Source organism: Nocardia sp. NPDC019395 (genome assembly GCF_040632335.1).
GTDB lineage: Bacteria > Actinomycetota > Actinomycetes > Mycobacteriales > Mycobacteriaceae > Nocardia.
The window spans coordinates 1-17,610 of sequence record NZ_JBEYBT010000017.1 but is presented as its reverse complement, the minus strand read 5'-3'; the positions used below and the strand labels follow the sequence as shown (position 1 = coordinate 17,610).

Here is a 17,610-nt window from a genome sequence, read left to right as displayed (position 1 = left end):
ATGGCTACCGAAGGCTTTGTGCGCCGCCCCCGTATCGCCCCACCCCGGGCTCCGGGCGGTGAGGTCGCGCTGACGGCGCCCCCGGAGGTCCCGCGCGCCATCCCGGCCCCGTTGATGATGAAACTCATGCCGGTGATCATGGTGATCGCGGTGATCGGCATGATCGGCATGATGGCGATGATGGGCCGCAATCTGCTCGCCAATCCGATGATGATGATGTTCCCGATGATGATGATCATGTCGATGGTCGGCATGATGGCCGGGTTCCGGGGCGGTGGCGGCAAACGCGCGGTCGAGCTGAACGAGGAACGCAAGGACTATTTCCGGTACCTGGACCAGATCCGCAAGGATGTCCGCCGCACCGGCGTCAAACAGCTCGAATCACTCGGTTGGAGCCATCCCGAACCCGCCGATCTGCTCTCGCTGGTGGGTACGCGGCGGATGTGGGAGCGCCGCCCCAACGATCCGGATTTCGGACATGTGCGCGTCGGGCTGGGCAGCCATCGCCTGGCCACCAAACTCGCCCGCCCGGAAACGGGTCCGCTCGAGGACCTCGAACCGGTATCGACCGTGGCGTTACGTCGGTTCGTGCGTACACATTCGGTGGTGCACCGGTTGCCGACCGCCGTCTCGTTGCGCGCCTTTCCCGCGGTCAATATCGGCGGCGATGCCCGCGAGTCACGCAACCTCGTGTGTTCGATGCTCATGGAGCTGGCGACTTTTCACGGCCCTGACCACCTGGCCATCGCAGTGGTCTGCAGCGATCCCGACGGCCCGGTCTGGTCGTGGGCGAAATGGCTGCCGCATCTCCAGCATCCGGTCCAGCGCGACGGTATGGGATCGGTGCGGATGATGTACCAGTCGCTGGGTGAACTGGAGACCGCGCTGTCGGCCGAGTTGATCGAGCGCGGCCGGTTCATGCGCAACCCGCAGCCCACCCAGGGCCGGCTGCATCTGATCGTGGTCATCGATGACGGCTATGTGAGCGGTAACGAGCGGCTGGTCGCCGAGTCCGGTCTGGACTCGGTGACGGTTCTGGACCTCACCGCTCCCGAAGGCGGGCTCGCCGCCCGCCGCGGGCTGCAGTTGGTGTGTTCGAACGGCGAGGTCGCGGCGAAGAGCGCCGCGGGTACCGAGCGGTTCGCCGACGCCGATGCGGTGAGTATCGCGGAGGCCGAGGCGTTTTCGCGGGCATTGGCCCGATACCGGCTCGCGACCGCGGCACAGATCGTCAGCCTCGGCGAGGGCACCACTTCCGACCCCGGTCTGATGGCGCTTTTGAAGATCTCCGATGCCGCTCAGATCGATGCCGCGCGAGTATGGCGGCCACGGACCGCCCGGGAACGGCTGCGGGTCCCGATCGGCATCACCCCGGACGGGACACCGGTGGAGATCGATATCAAGGAATCCGCCGAGAACGGTATGGGCCCGCACGGTCTGTGCATCGGCGCGACCGGTTCGGGTAAATCGGAATTCCTGCGTACCCTGGTCCTTTCGCTGGTCACCACGCATTCACCCGATGCGCTGAACCTCGTACTGGTCGACTTCAAGGGCGGTGCGACCTTCCTGGGCCTGGACCCACTGCCCCATGTCGCGGCGGTGATCACCAACCTGGAAGACGAACTGTCCCTGGTCGACCGGATGAAAGACGCGCTGGCCGGTGAGATGAACCGGCGCCAGGAACTGCTGCGATCGTCCGGTAACTACGCCAATGTCAACGACTACGAGAAGGCGCGTGCCGCCGGCGTACCGCTGGATCCGTTGCCCGCGCTGTTCGTAGTGGTCGACGAATTCTCCGAATTGCTTTCGCAGAAACCGGATTTCGCGGAGCTGTTCGTGATGATCGGCCGCCTCGGCCGCTCCCTGCATGTCCATCTGCTGCTGGCCTCGCAGCGCCTCGAGGAGAACAAACTGCGCGGCCTCGAATCGCATCTGTCGTATCGGATCGGCCTGCGTACCTTCTCCGCGAACGAATCCCGGGCGGTCCTGGGCATCACCGATGCCTACCATCTGCCCAGTGTTCCCGGCTCCGGCTATCTGAAGAGCGACGCCTCCGACCCATTGCGTTTCAACGCCAGTTATGTGTCCGGCCCCTACGAGGCGCCCCAGGGCACCGCCACCGAAGACGGCAGCCCGGTCGCCCGGCAGCGCCCGGCCGTATTCACCGCGGCGCCCGTCGAGGCGCCCGAGACAGTGGAGTCCGAGGACGGGCCGGAGGGCGCTGCCGCCGCGTTCAACCCGCTGCTCGAACTTCCGCCGCCGCCGTCGGAAGTAGCTGGCGCTGGGGCCAATCTCGATGGCGAGGGCGTCCCGGACTCGCTGCTGGATGTGGTGGTCAATCGCCTCACCGGCCACGGCCGGCCCGCTCACGAGGTGTGGTTGCCGCCGCTGGACGAGTCGCCGACGGTGGATATGTTGCTGCCGGATCCGGATTGGCGGTCGCCGGTCAACCGGCACGGGCAGCTGTGGATGCCGATCGGTGTGATCGACAAACCGTACGAACAGCGCCGCGATGTCCTGACCATCAATCTGGCGGGTGCCCAGGGCAACGTCGCGGTTGTCGGCGGCCCGCAATCGGGTAAGTCGACGACCCTGCGCGCCATCATCATGGCCACCGCCGCAACCCATACGCCCGAGCAGGTGCAGATCTACTGTCTGGATTTCGGTGGCGGCAGTATGGCCGGTCTGGTGGGCGTTCCCCATGTCGGTTCGGTCGCGGGGCGGCTCGACGGCAACCGGGTGCGCCGGACAATCGCCGAGCTGACCTCGCTCATGCGCCAGCGGGAAGAGCGGTTCGCCGCGCAGGGGATCGAATCGATGGCCGAGTACCGCCGGCGCAAATTCGCCGCCCTGCAGCAGGGCATCGCCGACCCGTTCCCCGAGGACGCGTTCGGTGATGTGTTCCTGGTGATCGACGGCTGGGCCGCGGTCCGCGAGGAGTTCGATGTCCTGGAACCGCAGATACACGCTATTGCCGGACAGGGACTGTCGTTCGGTATCCACCTGCTGATCGGCGCTTCGCGCTGGGCGGAGATCCGCCCGGTGGTCAAGGATCAGATCGGTACCCGTATCGAACTGCGTCTCGGCGACCCCACCGATTCGGAAATGGGTCGCCGGGTCGCCCACCAGGTTCCGATGGGGCGTCCGGGTCGCGGCCTGACGGCCGACCATCTGCATATGCTCATCGCGCTGCCGCGGTTGGATTCGAACTCGGATCCGTCCGACCTGGCCGAAGGGGTGACGCGGGCGCGTACCGAGCTGGCTGCGCTGTATCCGAACCGCCTCGCGCCCCAGGTGCGGATGCTGCCGTTGCAGTTCGAGCGCGCCGAGCTGATCGAACAGGCACGGGCCCTCGGTATGGAGAACGGCCCGACCAAGATCGTGGTCGGGCTCGGCGAATCCGAATTGCAGCCGCTGGTCATGGATTTCAACGCCGAGCCGCATTTCATGGCCTTCGCCGATGTGGAATGTGGAAAGACCACCCTGCTGCGCAATATCGTCATGGGAATCACCGAGAATTCGACCGCCGAACAAGCCCGGGTGATCATGATCGACTACCGCCGCACCATGCTCGGGGTGCTCGAGGGCGATCAGCTGGCCGGATATTCGACCTCATCGCAGACCTGCGCTCCGATGATCAAGGAAGTGGCTGCCTACCTGGCCAAACGCATTCCCGGGTCGGATATCACGCCGCAGCAGCTGCGGGAACGCAGCTGGTGGTCCGGTCCGGAGATCTACATCGTGGTCGACGATTACGATATGGTCGCCGCCGGCAGTGCCAACCCGTTCCAGCCGCTGATCGAATTCCTCCCGCAGGCACGCGATCTCGGAATGCATCTCATTATTGCCCGGCGGATCGGTGGTGTGTCGCGGGCGCTCTTCGACCCGATCCTGGGCACCATGAAGAACATGTCGGTGGAAACGTTGATCATGAGTGGGTCCAAGGACGAAGGCAAACTCGTCGGCGATGTCCGCCCGACCAAACTGCCCCCCGGTCGCGGCACCCTCGTATCCCGCAGTCGCGGTATCGAAATGGTGCATATCGCGCATCTCGACCCGCTCGGATGACCCGGACGGTGTAACGCGCTTCAGTGTCGGATGTCCGGCCGCCGCGGTGTCGCGGCGGCCGGACATGTGTTCAGCCGAAGGCCGGCGAAACGGTCGGATAGTGGCCCAGCGGTGTCATCGGGAAGATGTCGGTCCGGGAGTCGATGAAGCTCTCGTCCATGAGCCAGTCGTCGATATGCCGTTCGAAGAGGGCACACGACGGGCTCGGACGGTCCGGCCCGGCGACCCTGGCCAATCGGAACCCGGCGCGCCGGTAGTAGGTGTGCAGGTCGGTATTGCTGGTCCAGGCGTCGAGTCGCACCCAGTTGCGTCCGCGGGTCTGGGTGAGTGCGGCGGCATGGGCGAGCAGCCGCCGCCCGACGCCCTGCCCCGCGTAACGCAGATCCACGATGAGGTAGTGCACGATCAGCGAATCCGCGAGTTCGGCCTCGGTCCACAATTGTGTATCGGCGCGATCATTGACCGTTATCGTCCCGGCAGGTTCGCCGTGTACCTCGGCGATCCAGGTTTCCCCGGCCGCCATGGCCCGGTCGACCACACGAGCGAAGAAGTCGATCGGTAACCCGGATGCCTCGGCGGACCATTGATCGGATCCGCGGGCTGCTAGCCATGAGGCGCGTTGTTGCCGCAAGCGACAGATCAGGTTCAGATCATCGAGGGCGGCCGGCCGAATCTGCACGGTCATGGGCTAGAACCATATCTCGGACCGATCGGTCTGTTCCAGCGCGCCACGAATTACCGTGGTGCCGGGGGCGTCACCGAGTTCGTAGGCCAGTCGATTGCTGGTGGCGATGGACCGGTGCCGGGTGACGCGGGTGACCCGGTCGTGGTTGGCGCCGATTCGCAGATGGTCCAGCAGTACCGTGCCACTGGCGACGCCGAGTACCGAGGCTTCCTCGGCGCTGGCCGGCCGGGCGACGATGGTATCGCGGTGCGCGGTTTCGCCGTACCCCCGGTCGGCAAGGCGCCTTGTCGTTCCCTCCGCGATATCGTGAGGCGAATCGATACCCGTGGCCTCTGCCAGATCTCGCGGATAGAAGGTCACCTCCCACGACCACGGCTCGTTGTCCAAGTACTGGACGACGGTGCGGGCGAGAACCCACGAATCCACCGGCACCCCCAGCAGATGCGCGATCGTCTGACCCGCGGGCTCCATCCGGGCGCTGAATTCCTTGGTCGGCGCGCGACCCGCGGCGCGCGCGATCTCTTCGAAGATATCGTGGGTCGCGCGCGGCCGATCCGGGCGGATATGGTCGGTGACCAGGGATTCCAGCACTTCTCTGTTGCGCACGATCGTGCCTCTGGAAGTGGCGGTATAGACAAGATTCTCGGTGACCAGGACCTGTATCGCATTACGTGCGGTGGTGAGCGAAACCTGCATCTGCTCGGCAAGTTCCGTGTGGCTGGGCAGGCGGTCCCCGGGCCCCCACGTGCCTGCTCGAATTTCCTCGCGGAGGTGGTCCGCGATCCGTCGATACGTCGGACCGTCCGCCATCGTGCTCCTCGGGTGGTCTCCAGGTAACGAAGTGTACGCTTTTCGTGTCCGGGGTGGTCTGTATCGCTTGACAGTACGCTTTCGCGGTTTATTGTAATGAACGTACTGACCCGGTGTTGTGCGGCGATGAACGGCGAGGCAACCGTGACAGGTTCGGATACAACAGTCGTAATGGCTCTTCCCAGCGCCCAGCGCGGCGCTGATCCATTGGCGCGGAACGGGACTGCCGGTCCGCTGCCCAACTCTGACCTACTGGTGCGCGCCGCGCGCGGGCACCGGGTGGTCGGTGGGCAGCTCCTCTGGTATGCCCGCGATCTCGCCGTACTCCACGAGCGCAGACTGGTGGGGCGCGGGGGGTCGATCGTCACCGACCCCGACCGTCTGGTCGAGATCGACAGGCGCCGGATGGAATTGGTACTGGCGATCGACGATTGGGTGGGACGCAATGTCCCGCAGCATCGGCTCGGCGTCACCCTGCATACCGAGACCGTCGGCGCGATCATCGATCGGCTGGCGGAATCGGCGGTCCGGGCGCACCACGCGCTGATGACCCTGGACGCCGATGACGACCTACTGCACGGCGCCTGGCATCACCTGGCCGAACTCGCCGACGCCTACGACGCGCTGGTGGGCGATATCGTGGCCGGAAGGCGTCGGCTGCCCGAGTGGTGAGCCCGCCGCGCCGGCCGGTTGTCCGGCCGGCCGCGCGGGTTCGCGCCGCGGGATGGCTTCAGCCGCCCTGCGGCATTCGGTAGCTCTGGGTGAAATCGTCGGCCACGGTCGCCGCCAGTTCCACATACGCGCGCTTGGTTTCCTTCTTCAAGCGTGGCAGGTCGATCTCCGCGCCTTCCGACATATGCGGGTCGAACGGAATCATGTGCACGGCCCGGCAGCGGGACAGGAAGTACTGCCGCAGCTGCTGGACATCGATATTCGGGGTGCCGTCGCGGGGTGAATTGATCACCACGACGGCGTTCTGCACCAGATGGTGATAGCCGTGCAGCGACAACCAGTCCAGTGTGGCCGACGCGCTCTGCGCGCCGTCGATGGCGGTCGGGGAGATCAGCACCAGCGAATGCGCCAGCTGTAGAACACCGCCCATCGCCGAATGCATCAGGCCGGTACCGCAGTCGGTGAGGATGATGTTGTAGAAACGCTGCAGGATCCGGGCCACCGCGCGGTACTCGCCCTCGTTGAATGCCTCGGACGCGGCCGGATCCCGTTCGCTGGCCAGAACCTCCAGCCGGCTGGTCGCCTGCGAAGTATGCCGACGCACATCCGAATACCGCTGGATCGCCGGGTCGAGCAGCAGATCGCGCACCGTGGACCGAGTTTGCAACGGCACCCGTTGCGAGAGCGTGCCGAAGTCGGGGTTGGCGTCCACCGCGATGACCCGGTCGCCGCGGATGGAGGCGAAGGTCGATCCCAGGCCGATGGTGGTGGTGGTCTTACCGACACCACCTTTCAGGGAGAGCACCGCGATGCGGTAGTCCCCGCGAACCGGCTGGCGGATCCGCGCCACCAACTCGAGCATCCGGCGTTCTTCGGCGGACATTCCGGGGTTGATCTTCCCGCCGGACGCGTGATGCACCACCTTGCGCCAGCCGCTGCCGGCGGGTTTCTTCGCGCGCCGCACCGCGACATCGTCCAGGGAAGGCCCGCCCGGCCCCCCGTACTGCTGGGGAAACTGCTGTTGTCCACCCTGCGGGCCCTGCTGCTGCCACGCGGCGGGCCCGGGGCCGCCGTGCTGAGGCGGCGCCGGATTCGCGGGCGGTGCCTGGTTCTGCCACTGCTGGCCGGGTGGCTGATTCGGCTGCTGATTCGGCCCGGGGGCGTGATAGCCGGCCGGTGGACCGCTGTGCGGCGGAGGCGTGGGCGCCGGGCCGGGATCCTGAGGACCGGCTTGCCAGGTCGTCGGCTGTTCCGGCGCGCGTGGCGGTCCGGGCGCGTTCTGTGGCGGTGGGCTCTCGGGCGCGCGCCACTGCGGTGCGCCGCCGTCGGGCGGCGCGGGAGCCACCGGATGGCCGGGGGTACTGGCCGGCCGGCCGGACGCGGGGGAGGTGCCGGGGGTTGAGAACCCTTGCTCGGACGGGGCCTGGTTCCTGTCGGACGGATCCGAGTTTCCGGTCCACGACCCGCTGTCCGATGCCGCCGAACTACCGGCGGCGGGACCCGGCTGGTCGGGATGATCGGCGACCGGGTGCGCGCCGCTGCCGTGCGCGGCCGGCTCGTCGTCCATCGAATCACGCCGCTGCCGAGGGTCCGGCTGTTCGGCATCTGGGGTGTCCACCGGCTCCGCCGAGACCGCTGGGGACTCGGCACGCGTATCCGCACGCGCCGGTTCTTCTCCCGGCGGAGGCGGCAGATCGGGCAGGCGCCGCAGCGGCTGCTGCTCCGCCGGGCCGGCGTCGGGTGCGATACCGGTCGGCGCATCGGGGAGCGGCGGAGGAGGGGGTACGAAGGCAGGCTCGCCGCCGGTGGACGGATTCGCGGCCGGGTTCGACCCGCTCGCCGGGCCGGCGGCGGAATCGTCCGCCGAGCCGGGCTGCGGCGGGATCGGATGATGCGGCCGGAGCCGGTCGAACTCGGCGGCCGGTTCGCTCGGGTGGCGTACCGGCAGGCTGGGCTGTTCCGGTGCCGGGGGCATGCCCTGCGCGGCGCCGCCGGATTCGCCGAAACCCGGGCCCTCGGGATGGGCGGTCGGCATACCCGGGCCGGGATGCTGCGGCGGTGCGGGGGCGCCGGCCTGCTGGGTGGGCGGAGGGAACTGCTGTGTACGGGGTGGCGCCGGCGGCAGACCGGTGCCCGGCCCCGCCTGCTGAGCATCGGGTGGCGGGCCCCACTGTGGGCCCTGCTGACCGGGCCCCCACTGTGGCCGGCCGTCCGGAGCGTGCGTGGCGGGCGCCTGATTCGGCGGGGCCGGGACACCCGGCGGTCCTGCCTGCGGGAACTGTTCGGGTGCGTCGCCCCGGGCGGGCTGATGCTGGAAGGGGTCCGGGTTCGCGACGGGGTCGGGTTGCCGGGGCTGCTCGGCGGCCCGGGGATCGCCCGGCGGCTGCGGGGCGGGCTGGGTCGACCACTGCGAGGTTCCCTCGGCCCAGTTGTTGCGCTGCGACGGCCGTGGACCGTTGCTGCTGGGCAGTAGTTCCCCGACGCGGTCCTCGAGGGAGGGCTCTTCCTTGTTCTTGTTCCGGAACCAGCCCTTGCCCTTTTTCTTCTCCCCGTCCGACTCGGCATGCTCGTCCCCGCGTCCACGGCGGTTGAAGTAGCCGTTGGGCGGCTCGGGGGCTTCCGGGATGACCTGGTCCTGCGGGAGGTTCTCGACCGGCGGCGGCTCGTAGTTGCGGAAATTCGTCTGCCCGACCCCGGTGACCTCGGTATCGGCCAGCCATGGCGGCAGCATGGGGAGGCCGTCGTTGCTCCGGCTCACCGGTTCCCCTCCTGGAATGGTCGACCCTCGGACACCGGTCAGTTTACGCGACAAGTCCCGTTCCACTCCGCGCCGGGGAGTCACCTCGCGGGACCTGTGACGCAGCCGTGGTGTACCCCTTTTTGCCCGATTGCATACCTACCGGTAAGCTGACCAGGCGGTGTATCAAAGCGCCGCCTGTTCGTGTGCGATCGGTTGTGGTTATCCGCGGTGTGCGGTGTGAGCCGTTCCGTGGTGGGCACTGAGGTGTTCCGGCCGGTACATCGGGCAGTACCAGGTAATCAGACCAGGTTGAGTGTAACCGGGATCGCGGAGGATATGGCGAAGAAAGACGGGGCCATCGAGGTCGAGGGGCGGGTTGTCGAGCCATTGCCCAATGCGATGTTCCGGATCGAGCTCGAGAACGGGCACAAGGTCCTCGCGCATATCAGCGGCAAGATGCGGCAGCACTACATCCGTATCCTGCCGGAGGACCGGGTCGTCGTCGAGCTGTCACCGTACGACCTGTCCCGCGGTCGGATCGTCTACCGATACAAGTGAACGAGTGAGCCACCGCTCGCTCATCCGAGATTTCCCCGGTCGTGCCCGACCGGGGTCAACTGTGTTCACACCCAGGTGTGGACCGCAACGAAAGATTGGACGGACGTGAAGGTTCAGCCGAGCGTCAAGAAGATCTGCGAGAAGTGCAAGGTGATCCGGCGTAACGGCCGGGTCATGGTGATCTGCGACAACCTGCGGCACAAGCAGCGGCAGGGCTGACACCGCGCCGAGCACCGAACGTAGTTCGGATTGGCACAAGAAGAACTCCCAGCGCCAGCCGCACACTGAGGATTTTTCCGGGTTTCACCCGGAGGGTGTGCGTGCCTACCCCCGGTACGGAGGCCGGGGCCCCACCAGACGAGGGGACGGACAGGGAGCAGACCTCCGCAACAGTGAAGGAACTGCCAGATGGCACGTCTCATGGGCGTCGATCTCCCGCGCGAGAAGCGCATGGAGATCGCACTGACCTACATCTACGGCGTCGGTCGTACCCGCTCCAAGGAGATCTTGGCCGCGACGGGCGTCAGCCCGGATCTGCGCTCCAAGGATCTCACCGATGAGCAGGTCACGCAGCTGCGTGACTACATCGAGGGCTCGTCCCTCAAGGTCGAAGGTGATCTCCGCCGTGAGGTCCAGGCCGATATCCGTCGCAAGATCGAGATCGGCTGCTACCAGGGTCTGCGCCACCGTCGTGGCCTCCCTGTCCACGGCCAGCGCACCAAGACCAACGCGCGCACCCGCAAGGGCCCGAAGCGCACCGTCGCCGGCAAGAAGAAGTAGGGGATAACAGATGCCTCCGAAGTCCCGGACCTCCGGTCCGAAGAAGAGCCAGAAGTCGCGCCGCAGGGAAAAGAAGAACGTTCCGCACGGCCACGCGCATATCAAGAGCACGTTCAACAACACGATCGTGTCCATCACCGACCCCACGGGCAACGTCATCTCCTGGGCGTCCTCCGGCCACGTCGGGTTCAAGGGTTCGCGCAAGTCGACCCCGTTCGCCGCGCAGCTGGCCGCCGAGAACGCGGCCCGCAAGGCGCAGGAGAACGGCGTCAAGAAGGTCGATGTCTTCGTCAAGGGCCCCGGGTCCGGCCGCGAGACCGCGATTCGTTCCCTCCAGGCCGCCGGCCTGGAGGTCGGCACGATCTCCGATGTCACTCCGCAGCCGCACAACGGTTGCCGTCCGCCCAAGCGGCGTCGCGTCTAAGCGGGAAGGAAGGTAGAGCACAATGGCCCGTTACACCGGACCCATCACCCGCAAATCGCGTCGCCTGCGCGTCGACCTGGTAGGCGGTGACCAGGCTTTCGAGCGTCGCCCCTACCCGCCCGGCCAGCACGGCCGCGCGCGGATCAAGGAGAGCGAGTACCTGCTCCAGCTCCAGGAGAAGCAGAAGGCCCGATTCTCCTACGGCGTTATGGAAAAGCAGTTCCGCCGCTACTACGAAGAGGCCAACCGGCTCAAGGGCAAAACGGGTGACAACCTGCTGCGCCTGCTGGAGACCCGGCTGGACAACGTCGTGTACCGGGCCGGTCTGGCCCGTACCCGCCGCCAGGCCCGCCAGCTGGTGAGCCACGGCCACTTCCTGGTGAACAACAAGAAGGTGAACGTTCCTTCGTTCCAGGTGACCCAGTACGACATCATCGATGTCAAGGAGAAGTCGCGGAACACGCTGCCGTTCGAGGTGGCGCGGGAAACCCAGGGCGATCGCCCCGTACCGGGCTGGCTGCAGGTCATCCCGGGCCGGCTGCGCATCCTGGTGCACTCGCTGCCGGAACGCGCGCAGATCGATGTGCCACTGCAGGAACAGCTGATCGTCGAGTACTACTCGAAGTAACAGTTGCGCCGCTGGTGCGGGCCGTCGCGAGGATGGCCCGCACACCACTGAACGAGGCGTCAAATAGCGGGCGCCCAACACAGGAGGATTGATCCCATGCTGATTTCCCAGCGTCCGACCCTCACCGAAGAGGTCATCGCCGACAACCGGTCGAAGTTCACGATCGAACCGCTCGAGCCGGGTTTCGGTTACACCCTCGGTAACTCGCTGCGGCGCACGCTGCTGTCCTCGATCCCGGGGGCCGCGGTGACCAGCATTCGCATCGACGGTGTTCTGCACGAGTTCACCACCGTCCCCGGGGTGAAGGAAGATGTCACCGATATCATCCTGAACCTCAAGGGCCTGGTCGTGTCCTCGGAGGAGGACGAGCCGGTCACCATGTACCTGCGCAAGCAGGGCCCGGGGACCGTCACCGCCGATGACATCGTGCCGCCGTCGGGTGTGGTCGTGCACAACCCGGATATGCATATCGCCACCCTGAACGACAAGGGCAAGCTCGAGATCGAGCTGGTCGTCGAACGTGGTCGCGGCTATGTCCCGGCGGTGCAGAACAAGGCGACCGGTGCGGAAATCGGCCGGATCCCGGTGGATTCGATCTACTCGCCGGTGCTCAAGGTGACCTACAAGGTCGAGGCCACCCGTGTCGAGCAGCGCACCGACTTCGACCGGCTCATCCTCGACGTGGAGACCAAGAACTCCATCAGCGCGCGGGACGCGCTCGCCTCGGCGGGCAAGACCCTGGTCGAACTGTTCGGCCTGGCCCGTGAACTGAACGTCGAAGCCGAAGGTATCGAGATCGGCCCCTCCCCGGCCGAGGCGGATCACATCGCCTCCTTCGGGCTGCCGATCGAGGATCTGGACCTCACGGTCCGCTCCTACAACTGCCTGAAGCGCGAGGGTGTGCACACCGTCGGCGAGCTGGTGGCGCGTACCGAATCGGATCTGCTGGATATCCGCAACTTCGGCCAGAAGTCCATCGACGAGGTCAAGGTCAAGCTGCACGCGCTGGGCCTCTCGCTCAAGGACAGCCCGGCGTCCTTCGACCCGTCCAGCGTGGTCGGCTACGACGCGGCCACCGGCACCTGGTCCGACAGCGGCACTTTCAGTGACGACAACGGCGGCGAGCAGGACTACGCCGAAACCGAACAGCTCTAGGCCGCTCGGGGCGGGCGCCCCGCAACGGTCTTTACCAAGGAGAACCCACAATGCCCAAGCCCAAGAAGGGTGCTCGCTTCGGCGGGTCGGCGTCGCACCAGAAGGCGATCTTCGCCAATCTGGCCACGGCGCTCTTCGAGCACGGTCGGATCACGACCACCGAGGCCAAGGCCAAGGCGCTGCGCCCCTACGCCGAGAAACTGGTCACCAAGGCCAAGGCCGGTACGCTGGCCGACCGCCGCGAGGTGCTCAAGGTGATCCGGAACAAGGACGTCGTGCACGATCTCTTCGCGGAGATCGGCCCGTCGTTCGAGGGCCGCAGCGGCGGCTACACCCGGATCATCAAGACCCTGCCGCGTAAGGGCGACAACGCCCCGATGGCGATCATCGAGCTGGTCCGGGAACAGACCGTGACCAACGAGGCCGATCGCGCTCGCCGGGTCGCCGCCTCTCAGAAGGTCGAGGAGAAGGCCCCCGAGGCCGAAACCGAGGCCGAAGAAGCTGCCGAGGCTCCGGCCGAGGAAGCCGCGGCCGAGGAAAAGGCCGACGACAAGGCGTAATTCGTCTGCCCCGGACGCGTTCCCTATGCCTCCGGGGTTCGTCGACGAGCCCGCCGCCCGTTACGGGTGTGCGGGCTCGTCCCGTATCCGGAGGATGGTCTGGTGAGCGAAAACGACCCGGAACCCGTGACAGGGTCCCGTTCGGGGGAATCCCCGGATACCGCACCGGCGGGGTCGGCAGGGGAACCCGGGGCGGTGCCGATCGGGCGGCGGTGGCGGCTGGATATCTCCTACGACGGCACCGATTTCGTGGGCTGGGCGCGCCAGCCCGGTCTGCGGACCGTTCAGGGCGTGCTGGAGGAATCGCTGGGCAAGGTTTTGCGGGGGCCCGTCCAGCTGACGGTGGCGGGGCGCACCGATGCCGGGGTACACGCCGAAGGGCAGGTCGCGCATTTCGATACCGCGGCCGAGCTCGACGCGGGCAAACTGGTCCACCGGATGGCGAAATTCCTGCCCAAGGATGTCCGGATCACCGGAATCCGCACGGTCCCAGCCGAATTCGACGCACGGTTCTCCGCGATTCGCCGCCACTACGTCTACCGCCTGACTACCGCGCCGTATGGTGCGGACCCGCTGTCCGCGCGCAGCGTGGTGGGGTGCCGGCCGGTCGATCTCGAGGCCATGCGGGCCGCGTCGCACGCGTTGCTCGGGTTGCACGATTTCGCCGCCTTCTGCCGGCGTCGTGAGGGGGCGACCACCATCCGGGAGTTGCAGCGCTACGACTGGGTGCGCGAGGGCGACCGGCTCGACGCCTACGTGAGCGCGGACGCATTCTGCTGGTCGATGGTGCGCAGCCTGGTGGGCGCGGTGCTCGCGGTGGGGGAGGGTCGGCGCACGCCGGAATGGGTGGCCGGGCTGCTCGGCGAACGGCAGCGTTCGAGCGCGGTCACGGTGGCGCCGGCACACGGGCTCAGCCTGGTCGCGGTCGACTATCCGGCGGAATCCGAACTGGCCGCTCGCAACGCGCAGACCCGGGAGACTCGGTCGATAGGCTCCGGCGGGTGCTGCGGGGGGTGAACAGGCGTCCCCCGCCTCCGCAGCGGCTGTGCGCTCTGTCCGTACTTCCGCACGTACGGCCCTGCTCCGCACTGCCGCAGCGGCGGCGGCGAGTACCTCGCAGGACAACCCGTGGGACGCCGTTTCCGCTCTGACCAGCAGATCTCCGGCCCTTCGTTCCGGCCGGTTCTTTGCGTACCTCAGCCGCGTTCCTGCCGTCCGCATAGGAATACCGCCCTGCCGCAGAGGGTTTCGATGACCCGTCGAGGCTGCCGCTGCTGGAATGTGGGCGCGGGGTCCCGTACGTGGTGGTGACGCGGCGATAGGGTCGGTGGCGGAATTGTCCGACGGGCGACAGGGGTTGAAGTAGCTATGACTATTGATCTCGGGCGTTACGGCGTATGGCGTTACTACAAGTTGTTCACTCCGGAAGCAGCCGCTGAGCTGGAAGGTCTCGGTTACGGGGCGCTCTGGCTGGGCGGTTCCCCCACTCCCGACCTCCCGGTCGTGGAGGATCTGCTGGCGGCCACCGAAACCTTGAAGGTGGGGACCAGCATCGTCAACATCTGGACGGCACCGGCCGGTGAGATCGCCGAGTCCTACCACCGGATCGAGCAGCGGTTCCCGGGTCGATTCGTTCTCGGTATCGGTGCCGGTCACCCCGAAGCGAACAAACCGTACCGCTCGCCGTACGAGGCGCTGGGCGAGTACCTCGACGAACTGGACGCCGCGAAGGTCCCGGTATCCGGTCGGATGCTCGCCGCCCTCGGCCCCAAAGTGCTGAAATTGGCCGCGGACCGCACTGCGGGCGCGTTGCCCTACCTCACCACCCCGGAGCACACGGCGACGGCACGCAAGACTGTCGGCGACGCACTCCTGGTTCCAGAGCAGAAACTGGTTGTCGATACCGACCCGGAACGTGCCCGCGCCACCGGTCGCGAGGTGGTCGAGATGTATCTGGGGCTGCGGAACTACACCACCAACCTCCGCCGGCTGGGCTACACCGACGACGATATCGCGAAGCCGGGTAGCGATCGCCTGCTCGACGTGCTCGCCGTGCACGGGTCGGCCGAACAGGTCGCCGAGCAGGTCCGCGGGCATATCGCGGCCGGCGCCGATCATCTGGCTCTGCAGGCGCTCGGTGAGGACTACCTCGCAACCCTGCGCGCCTTGGCGCCGCTGCTCACCCAGAACGCATAGGCCGACGGGCCCGGCGGCACCGGCGGAGTTTCAGGAGCGTACGAGACGCGCGATCGCGTCCGTCGCCTCCTTGATCTTGGCCTGGGCCTCCGGGCCGCCGGCGACCGCGGCGTCGACCACGCAGTGGCTGAGATGGTCCTCGAGCAGCCCCATCGCGACAGCCTGCAGCGCCTTGGTCATGGCGGAGACCTGCGTGAGGATATCGATGCAGTACTTCTCCTCCTCGACCATCCGCTGCAGGCCCCGCGACTGGCCCTCGATCCGGCGCAGCCGTTTCAGATAGTCGTCCTTGCTGGTGATGTACCCGTGACCGGCGTGCTCATGGCCCGCCGCGCCGGACGCGGGGTTCGCTGGGGTGGGGTCGGAAGTCACCGAATGTCTCCTCTGCACCGGTCGGAAGACCGTAAATACCCCCACAGGGTACATTCGCCGGCGGTTCCTGTCAGGTGCCCGCTGTGCGCCGGCAGGCTGGGCGCGCGAGAATCGATACCATGACTTCCCACGATCGGCCCGAACTGGCGGTTATCGGCGGTAGCGGATTCTACGACTTCTTCGACGGCGCCGTGGACGCGGTCGCGGTACGCACACCGTACGGCGATCCGAGCGCCCCGATCGCGGTCGGCGAGGTCGAAGGTCGTTCCGTCGCCTTCCTGCCCCGCCACGGCAGCCGGCACGAATACTCCCCGCATACCGTGCCCTATCAGGCGAATATGTGGGCGCTACGATCGCTCGGGGTGCGGCGGATCTTCGCCCCGTGCGCCGTCGGCAGCCTCCGCCCCGATTGGGGGCCGGGCACGGTGGTCATCCCGGACCAACTGGTGGACCGGACTTCCGGCCGCGCGCAGACCTACTTCGACGCCAGCGGAATCCACGTCTCCTTCGCCGACCCGTACTGCCCCGACCTGCGCGCGGTCGCGGTGAAATCCGCGGACAGCGCGGTGCACGTACAACCGCACGGCACCATGGCGGTGATCCAGGGCCCGCGTTTCTCCACCCGGGCGGAGAGCCGCTGGTATGCCGCACAGGGCTGGGACCTGGTCAATATGACCGGCTATCCCGAGGCCGTCCTCGCCCGTGAGCTGGAAATGTGTTACGCCGCCCTCGCCCTGGTCACCGACCTCGACGCCGGCCTCAGCGAAGGCGAGGGGGTGCGGGCAGCGGATGTGTTCGCCGAATTCGAACGCAATATCGGCCCGTTCAAACAACTTGTGCACAATGCCGTCGCCGCGGTCGCCGAGACGGATACCTGCGAGCACTGCCGGGTCCACGCCGGGGTCGCGCTGCCGTTCGAACTGCCATGAGCCGGTCGGCCGGGACCGCTCCGCTCATGCCGAGCCGCCGGGCGCCGCTCCGCTCGTGCTGAGCCGCCGGGCGCCGCTACGCTCGTGCCGTGGACACGCCGCTCCGACTCGAGGTGATCGTCGCCAGTATCCGGCCGGAACGGTTCGCGCCGGTGGTCGCGGACTGGTTCGTCCGGACCGCCGCTGACCGGCCGGAATTCGACACCGGGGTGATGGACCTCCTGGACATACCGCTACCACCGGACCTCAGCGAAACTCCGGAGACTGCAGTGTTCCGGCAGCGCCTGGCCGCCGCCGACGCATTTGTCGCGGTGACCTCGGAGTACAACCACGGCTACCCGGCCTCCCTGAAAACGGCACTGGACAGCGCCAAACACGAATGGCGGGCCAAACCGATCGGATTCGTCTCCTACGGCGGCCTATCCGGTGGCCTGCGGGCGGTGGAACAGCTGCGCCAGGTGGTGGCCGAGATCCATATGGTGTCGGTCCGCGAATCGGTGAGCTTCCATCGTGCCCGCAAGCGGTTCGACGCGGCGGGGAACACGACGGACGGGGCCGCGGTCGACGCCGCGGACCGCATGCTGACTCAACTGGCCTGGTGGGGCCGGGCACTTGCGACGGCGCGTAATGCCGATCCCTACCCGGGCTCCGCCTGATCGCGGAGCTGTAGGGCGGGGCCGGCCGCCAAGTGAATAGGTGGGTTGGACCGTGAAGGTGGGAAGCGGGCAGTTCGCGAAGGTGACAAGGCGGGCAGTCCGACCGCCGTCCTCGGCGCCGCCCCTGGGCGCGATTGATCCAGTACGCGCCGCAACATCCACACACCTCGCCGAACCCAGCGCCATAACTGAACCCGCCGCCGCCCCCCGGGGCGCGCTTGTTTCCCCTACCCCGTCTGTCCACATCCGTCCCCACCCCGTTTCCCGCATGCGACCGGCTCACCTTGGTGGTTCGGGGCCCGTCTCGTTCTGGAGCGACAGAGCGGGGGAGCGAAGCGGAGGAGCGGCGGAGTGAAGAACGAGACCAAGGGGGCCCC

Annotated in this window: 17 protein-coding genes; 13 read left to right on the top strand and 4 right to left on the bottom strand. The window is 67.2% G+C overall.

All coding sequences use genetic code 11. The features are described from left to right. Complete coding sequence (gene eccCa, locus ABZ827_RS26155; protein WP_357241835.1) at positions 1-4,068, top strand: type VII secretion protein EccCa; 4,068 nt, start codon at positions 1-3, stop codon at positions 4,066-4,068. 70 nt (positions 4,069-4,138) lie between these two features. Here eccCa and ABZ827_RS26150 read toward each other — a convergent pair whose 3' ends face one another. Both ABZ827_RS26150 and ABZ827_RS26145 read right to left on the bottom strand, forming a co-directional pair. Then, positions 4,139-4,753 carry a GNAT family N-acetyltransferase gene (locus tag ABZ827_RS26150; RefSeq protein WP_357241832.1) on the bottom strand — a complete coding sequence of 205 codons (615 nt, stop codon included), beginning with the start codon at positions 4,751-4,753 and terminating at the stop codon, positions 4,139-4,141. Positions 4,754-4,756: 3 nt separating this feature from the next. Beyond that, a complete protein-coding gene (locus tag ABZ827_RS26145; RefSeq protein WP_357241829.1) occupies positions 4,757-5,563 on the bottom strand; it encodes a GntR family transcriptional regulator in 807 nt (268 codons plus the stop codon). Positions 5,564-5,734: 171 nt separating this feature from the next. Between ABZ827_RS26145 and ABZ827_RS26140 the strand changes: the two genes are divergently transcribed. Then, positions 5,735-6,235, top strand: coding sequence for a DUF4254 domain-containing protein (locus tag ABZ827_RS26140; RefSeq protein WP_357241826.1), 501 nt, complete (start codon positions 5,735-5,737; stop codon positions 6,233-6,235). Positions 6,236-6,293: 58 nt separating this feature from the next. Here ABZ827_RS26140 and ABZ827_RS26135 read toward each other — a convergent pair whose 3' ends face one another. After that, positions 6,294-8,993 carry an AAA family ATPase gene (locus tag ABZ827_RS26135; RefSeq protein ID WP_357241823.1) on the bottom strand — a complete coding sequence of 900 codons (2,700 nt, stop codon included), beginning with the start codon at positions 8,991-8,993 and terminating at the stop codon, positions 6,294-6,296. A gap of 318 nt (positions 8,994-9,311) precedes the next feature. Here ABZ827_RS26135 and infA point away from each other — a divergent pair, with 318 nt between their 5' ends. The 9 genes from infA to ABZ827_RS26090 all read left to right on the top strand — a co-directional run bounded on the left by infA (position 9,312) and on the right by ABZ827_RS26090 (position 15,276). After that, complete coding sequence (gene infA, locus ABZ827_RS26130) at positions 9,312-9,533, top strand: translation initiation factor IF-1 (protein WP_003418601.1); 222 nt, start codon at positions 9,312-9,314, stop codon at positions 9,531-9,533. Between the two features lie 105 nt (positions 9,534-9,638). Next, entirely contained in the window at positions 9,639-9,752 is a 114-nt protein-coding gene (rpmJ, locus tag ABZ827_RS26125) for a 50S ribosomal protein L36 (RefSeq protein ID WP_025347279.1), read from the top strand. Positions 9,753-9,941: 189 nt separating this feature from the next. Continuing rightward, positions 9,942-10,313 (top strand): 30S ribosomal protein S13, encoded by a 372-nt coding sequence (gene rpsM / locus ABZ827_RS26120; RefSeq protein ID WP_030522614.1) that lies wholly within the window; start codon positions 9,942-9,944, stop codon positions 10,311-10,313. Between the two features lie 10 nt (positions 10,314-10,323). After that, positions 10,324-10,737, top strand: coding sequence for a 30S ribosomal protein S11 (gene rpsK, locus ABZ827_RS26115; RefSeq protein WP_357241821.1), 414 nt, complete (start codon positions 10,324-10,326; stop codon positions 10,735-10,737). A 22-nt stretch (positions 10,738-10,759) separates the two neighbouring features. Then, on the top strand, positions 10,760-11,365 hold the full coding sequence (gene rpsD, locus ABZ827_RS26110) for a 30S ribosomal protein S4 (RefSeq protein ID WP_357241818.1): 606 nt from the start codon (positions 10,760-10,762) through the stop codon (positions 11,363-11,365). A gap of 96 nt (positions 11,366-11,461) precedes the next feature. Continuing rightward, on the top strand, positions 11,462-12,520 hold the full coding sequence (locus ABZ827_RS26105) for a DNA-directed RNA polymerase subunit alpha (protein WP_033244293.1): 1,059 nt from the start codon (positions 11,462-11,464) through the stop codon (positions 12,518-12,520). Positions 12,521-12,570: 50 nt separating this feature from the next. After that, the gene (rplQ, locus tag ABZ827_RS26100; protein WP_357241815.1) at positions 12,571-13,080 is read left to right on the top strand and encodes a 50S ribosomal protein L17; all 510 of its coding nucleotides are present in this window, start codon (positions 12,571-12,573) and stop codon (positions 13,078-13,080) included. A gap of 195 nt (positions 13,081-13,275) precedes the next feature. Further along, complete coding sequence (truA, locus tag ABZ827_RS26095) at positions 13,276-14,097, top strand: tRNA pseudouridine(38-40) synthase TruA (protein ID WP_357242044.1); 822 nt, start codon at positions 13,276-13,278, stop codon at positions 14,095-14,097. Positions 14,098-14,448: 351 nt separating this feature from the next. After that, positions 14,449-15,276: an LLM class F420-dependent oxidoreductase gene (locus ABZ827_RS26090; protein WP_357241812.1), complete on the top strand. Its 828-nt coding sequence runs from the start codon at positions 14,449-14,451 to the stop codon at positions 15,274-15,276. A gap of 30 nt (positions 15,277-15,306) precedes the next feature. Here the strand turns inward: ABZ827_RS26090 and ABZ827_RS26085 are convergent, their stop codons facing one another. After that, the gene (locus tag ABZ827_RS26085) at positions 15,307-15,648 is read right to left on the bottom strand and encodes a metal-sensitive transcriptional regulator (RefSeq protein ID WP_357241809.1); all 342 of its coding nucleotides are present in this window, start codon (positions 15,646-15,648) and stop codon (positions 15,307-15,309) included. Positions 15,649-15,767: 119 nt separating this feature from the next. On the opposite strand from ABZ827_RS26085, the gene ABZ827_RS26080 reads away from it, so the two are divergent. Both ABZ827_RS26080 and ABZ827_RS26075 read left to right on the top strand, forming a co-directional pair. After that, positions 15,768-16,577: an S-methyl-5'-thioadenosine phosphorylase gene (locus ABZ827_RS26080; protein ID WP_357241806.1), complete on the top strand. Its 810-nt coding sequence runs from the start codon at positions 15,768-15,770 to the stop codon at positions 16,575-16,577. 89 nt (positions 16,578-16,666) lie between these two features. Next, a complete protein-coding gene (locus ABZ827_RS26075; protein WP_357241803.1) occupies positions 16,667-17,233 on the top strand; it encodes an NAD(P)H-dependent oxidoreductase in 567 nt (188 codons plus the stop codon). Positions 17,234-17,610: the final 377 nt, after the last annotated feature.

Excerpts from the sequence above, each read along its gene's own strand:
- eccCa (WP_357241835.1), top strand. The coding sequence starts at position 1 with ATGGCTACCGAAGGCTTTGTGCGCCGCCCCCGTATCGCCCCACCCCGG.
- ABZ827_RS26150 (WP_357241832.1), bottom strand. The coding sequence starts at position 4,753 with ATGACCGTGCAGATTCGGCCGGCCGCCCTCGATGATCTGAACCTGATC.
- ABZ827_RS26145 (WP_357241829.1), bottom strand. The coding sequence starts at position 5,563 with ATGGCGGACGGTCCGACGTATCGACGGATCGCGGACCACCTCCGCGAG.
- ABZ827_RS26140 (WP_357241826.1), top strand. The coding sequence starts at position 5,735 with ATGGCTCTTCCCAGCGCCCAGCGCGGCGCTGATCCATTGGCGCGGAAC.
- infA (WP_003418601.1), top strand. The coding sequence starts at position 9,312 with ATGGCGAAGAAAGACGGGGCCATCGAGGTCGAGGGGCGGGTTGTCGAG.
- rpsM (WP_030522614.1), top strand. The coding sequence starts at position 9,942 with ATGGCACGTCTCATGGGCGTCGATCTCCCGCGCGAGAAGCGCATGGAG.
- rpsK (WP_357241821.1), top strand. The coding sequence starts at position 10,324 with ATGCCTCCGAAGTCCCGGACCTCCGGTCCGAAGAAGAGCCAGAAGTCG.
- rpsD (WP_357241818.1), top strand. The coding sequence starts at position 10,760 with ATGGCCCGTTACACCGGACCCATCACCCGCAAATCGCGTCGCCTGCGC.
- ABZ827_RS26105 (WP_033244293.1), top strand. The coding sequence starts at position 11,462 with ATGCTGATTTCCCAGCGTCCGACCCTCACCGAAGAGGTCATCGCCGAC.
- rplQ (WP_357241815.1), top strand. The coding sequence starts at position 12,571 with ATGCCCAAGCCCAAGAAGGGTGCTCGCTTCGGCGGGTCGGCGTCGCAC.
- ABZ827_RS26090 (WP_357241812.1), top strand. The coding sequence starts at position 14,449 with ATGACTATTGATCTCGGGCGTTACGGCGTATGGCGTTACTACAAGTTG.
- ABZ827_RS26080 (WP_357241806.1), top strand. The coding sequence starts at position 15,768 with ATGACTTCCCACGATCGGCCCGAACTGGCGGTTATCGGCGGTAGCGGA.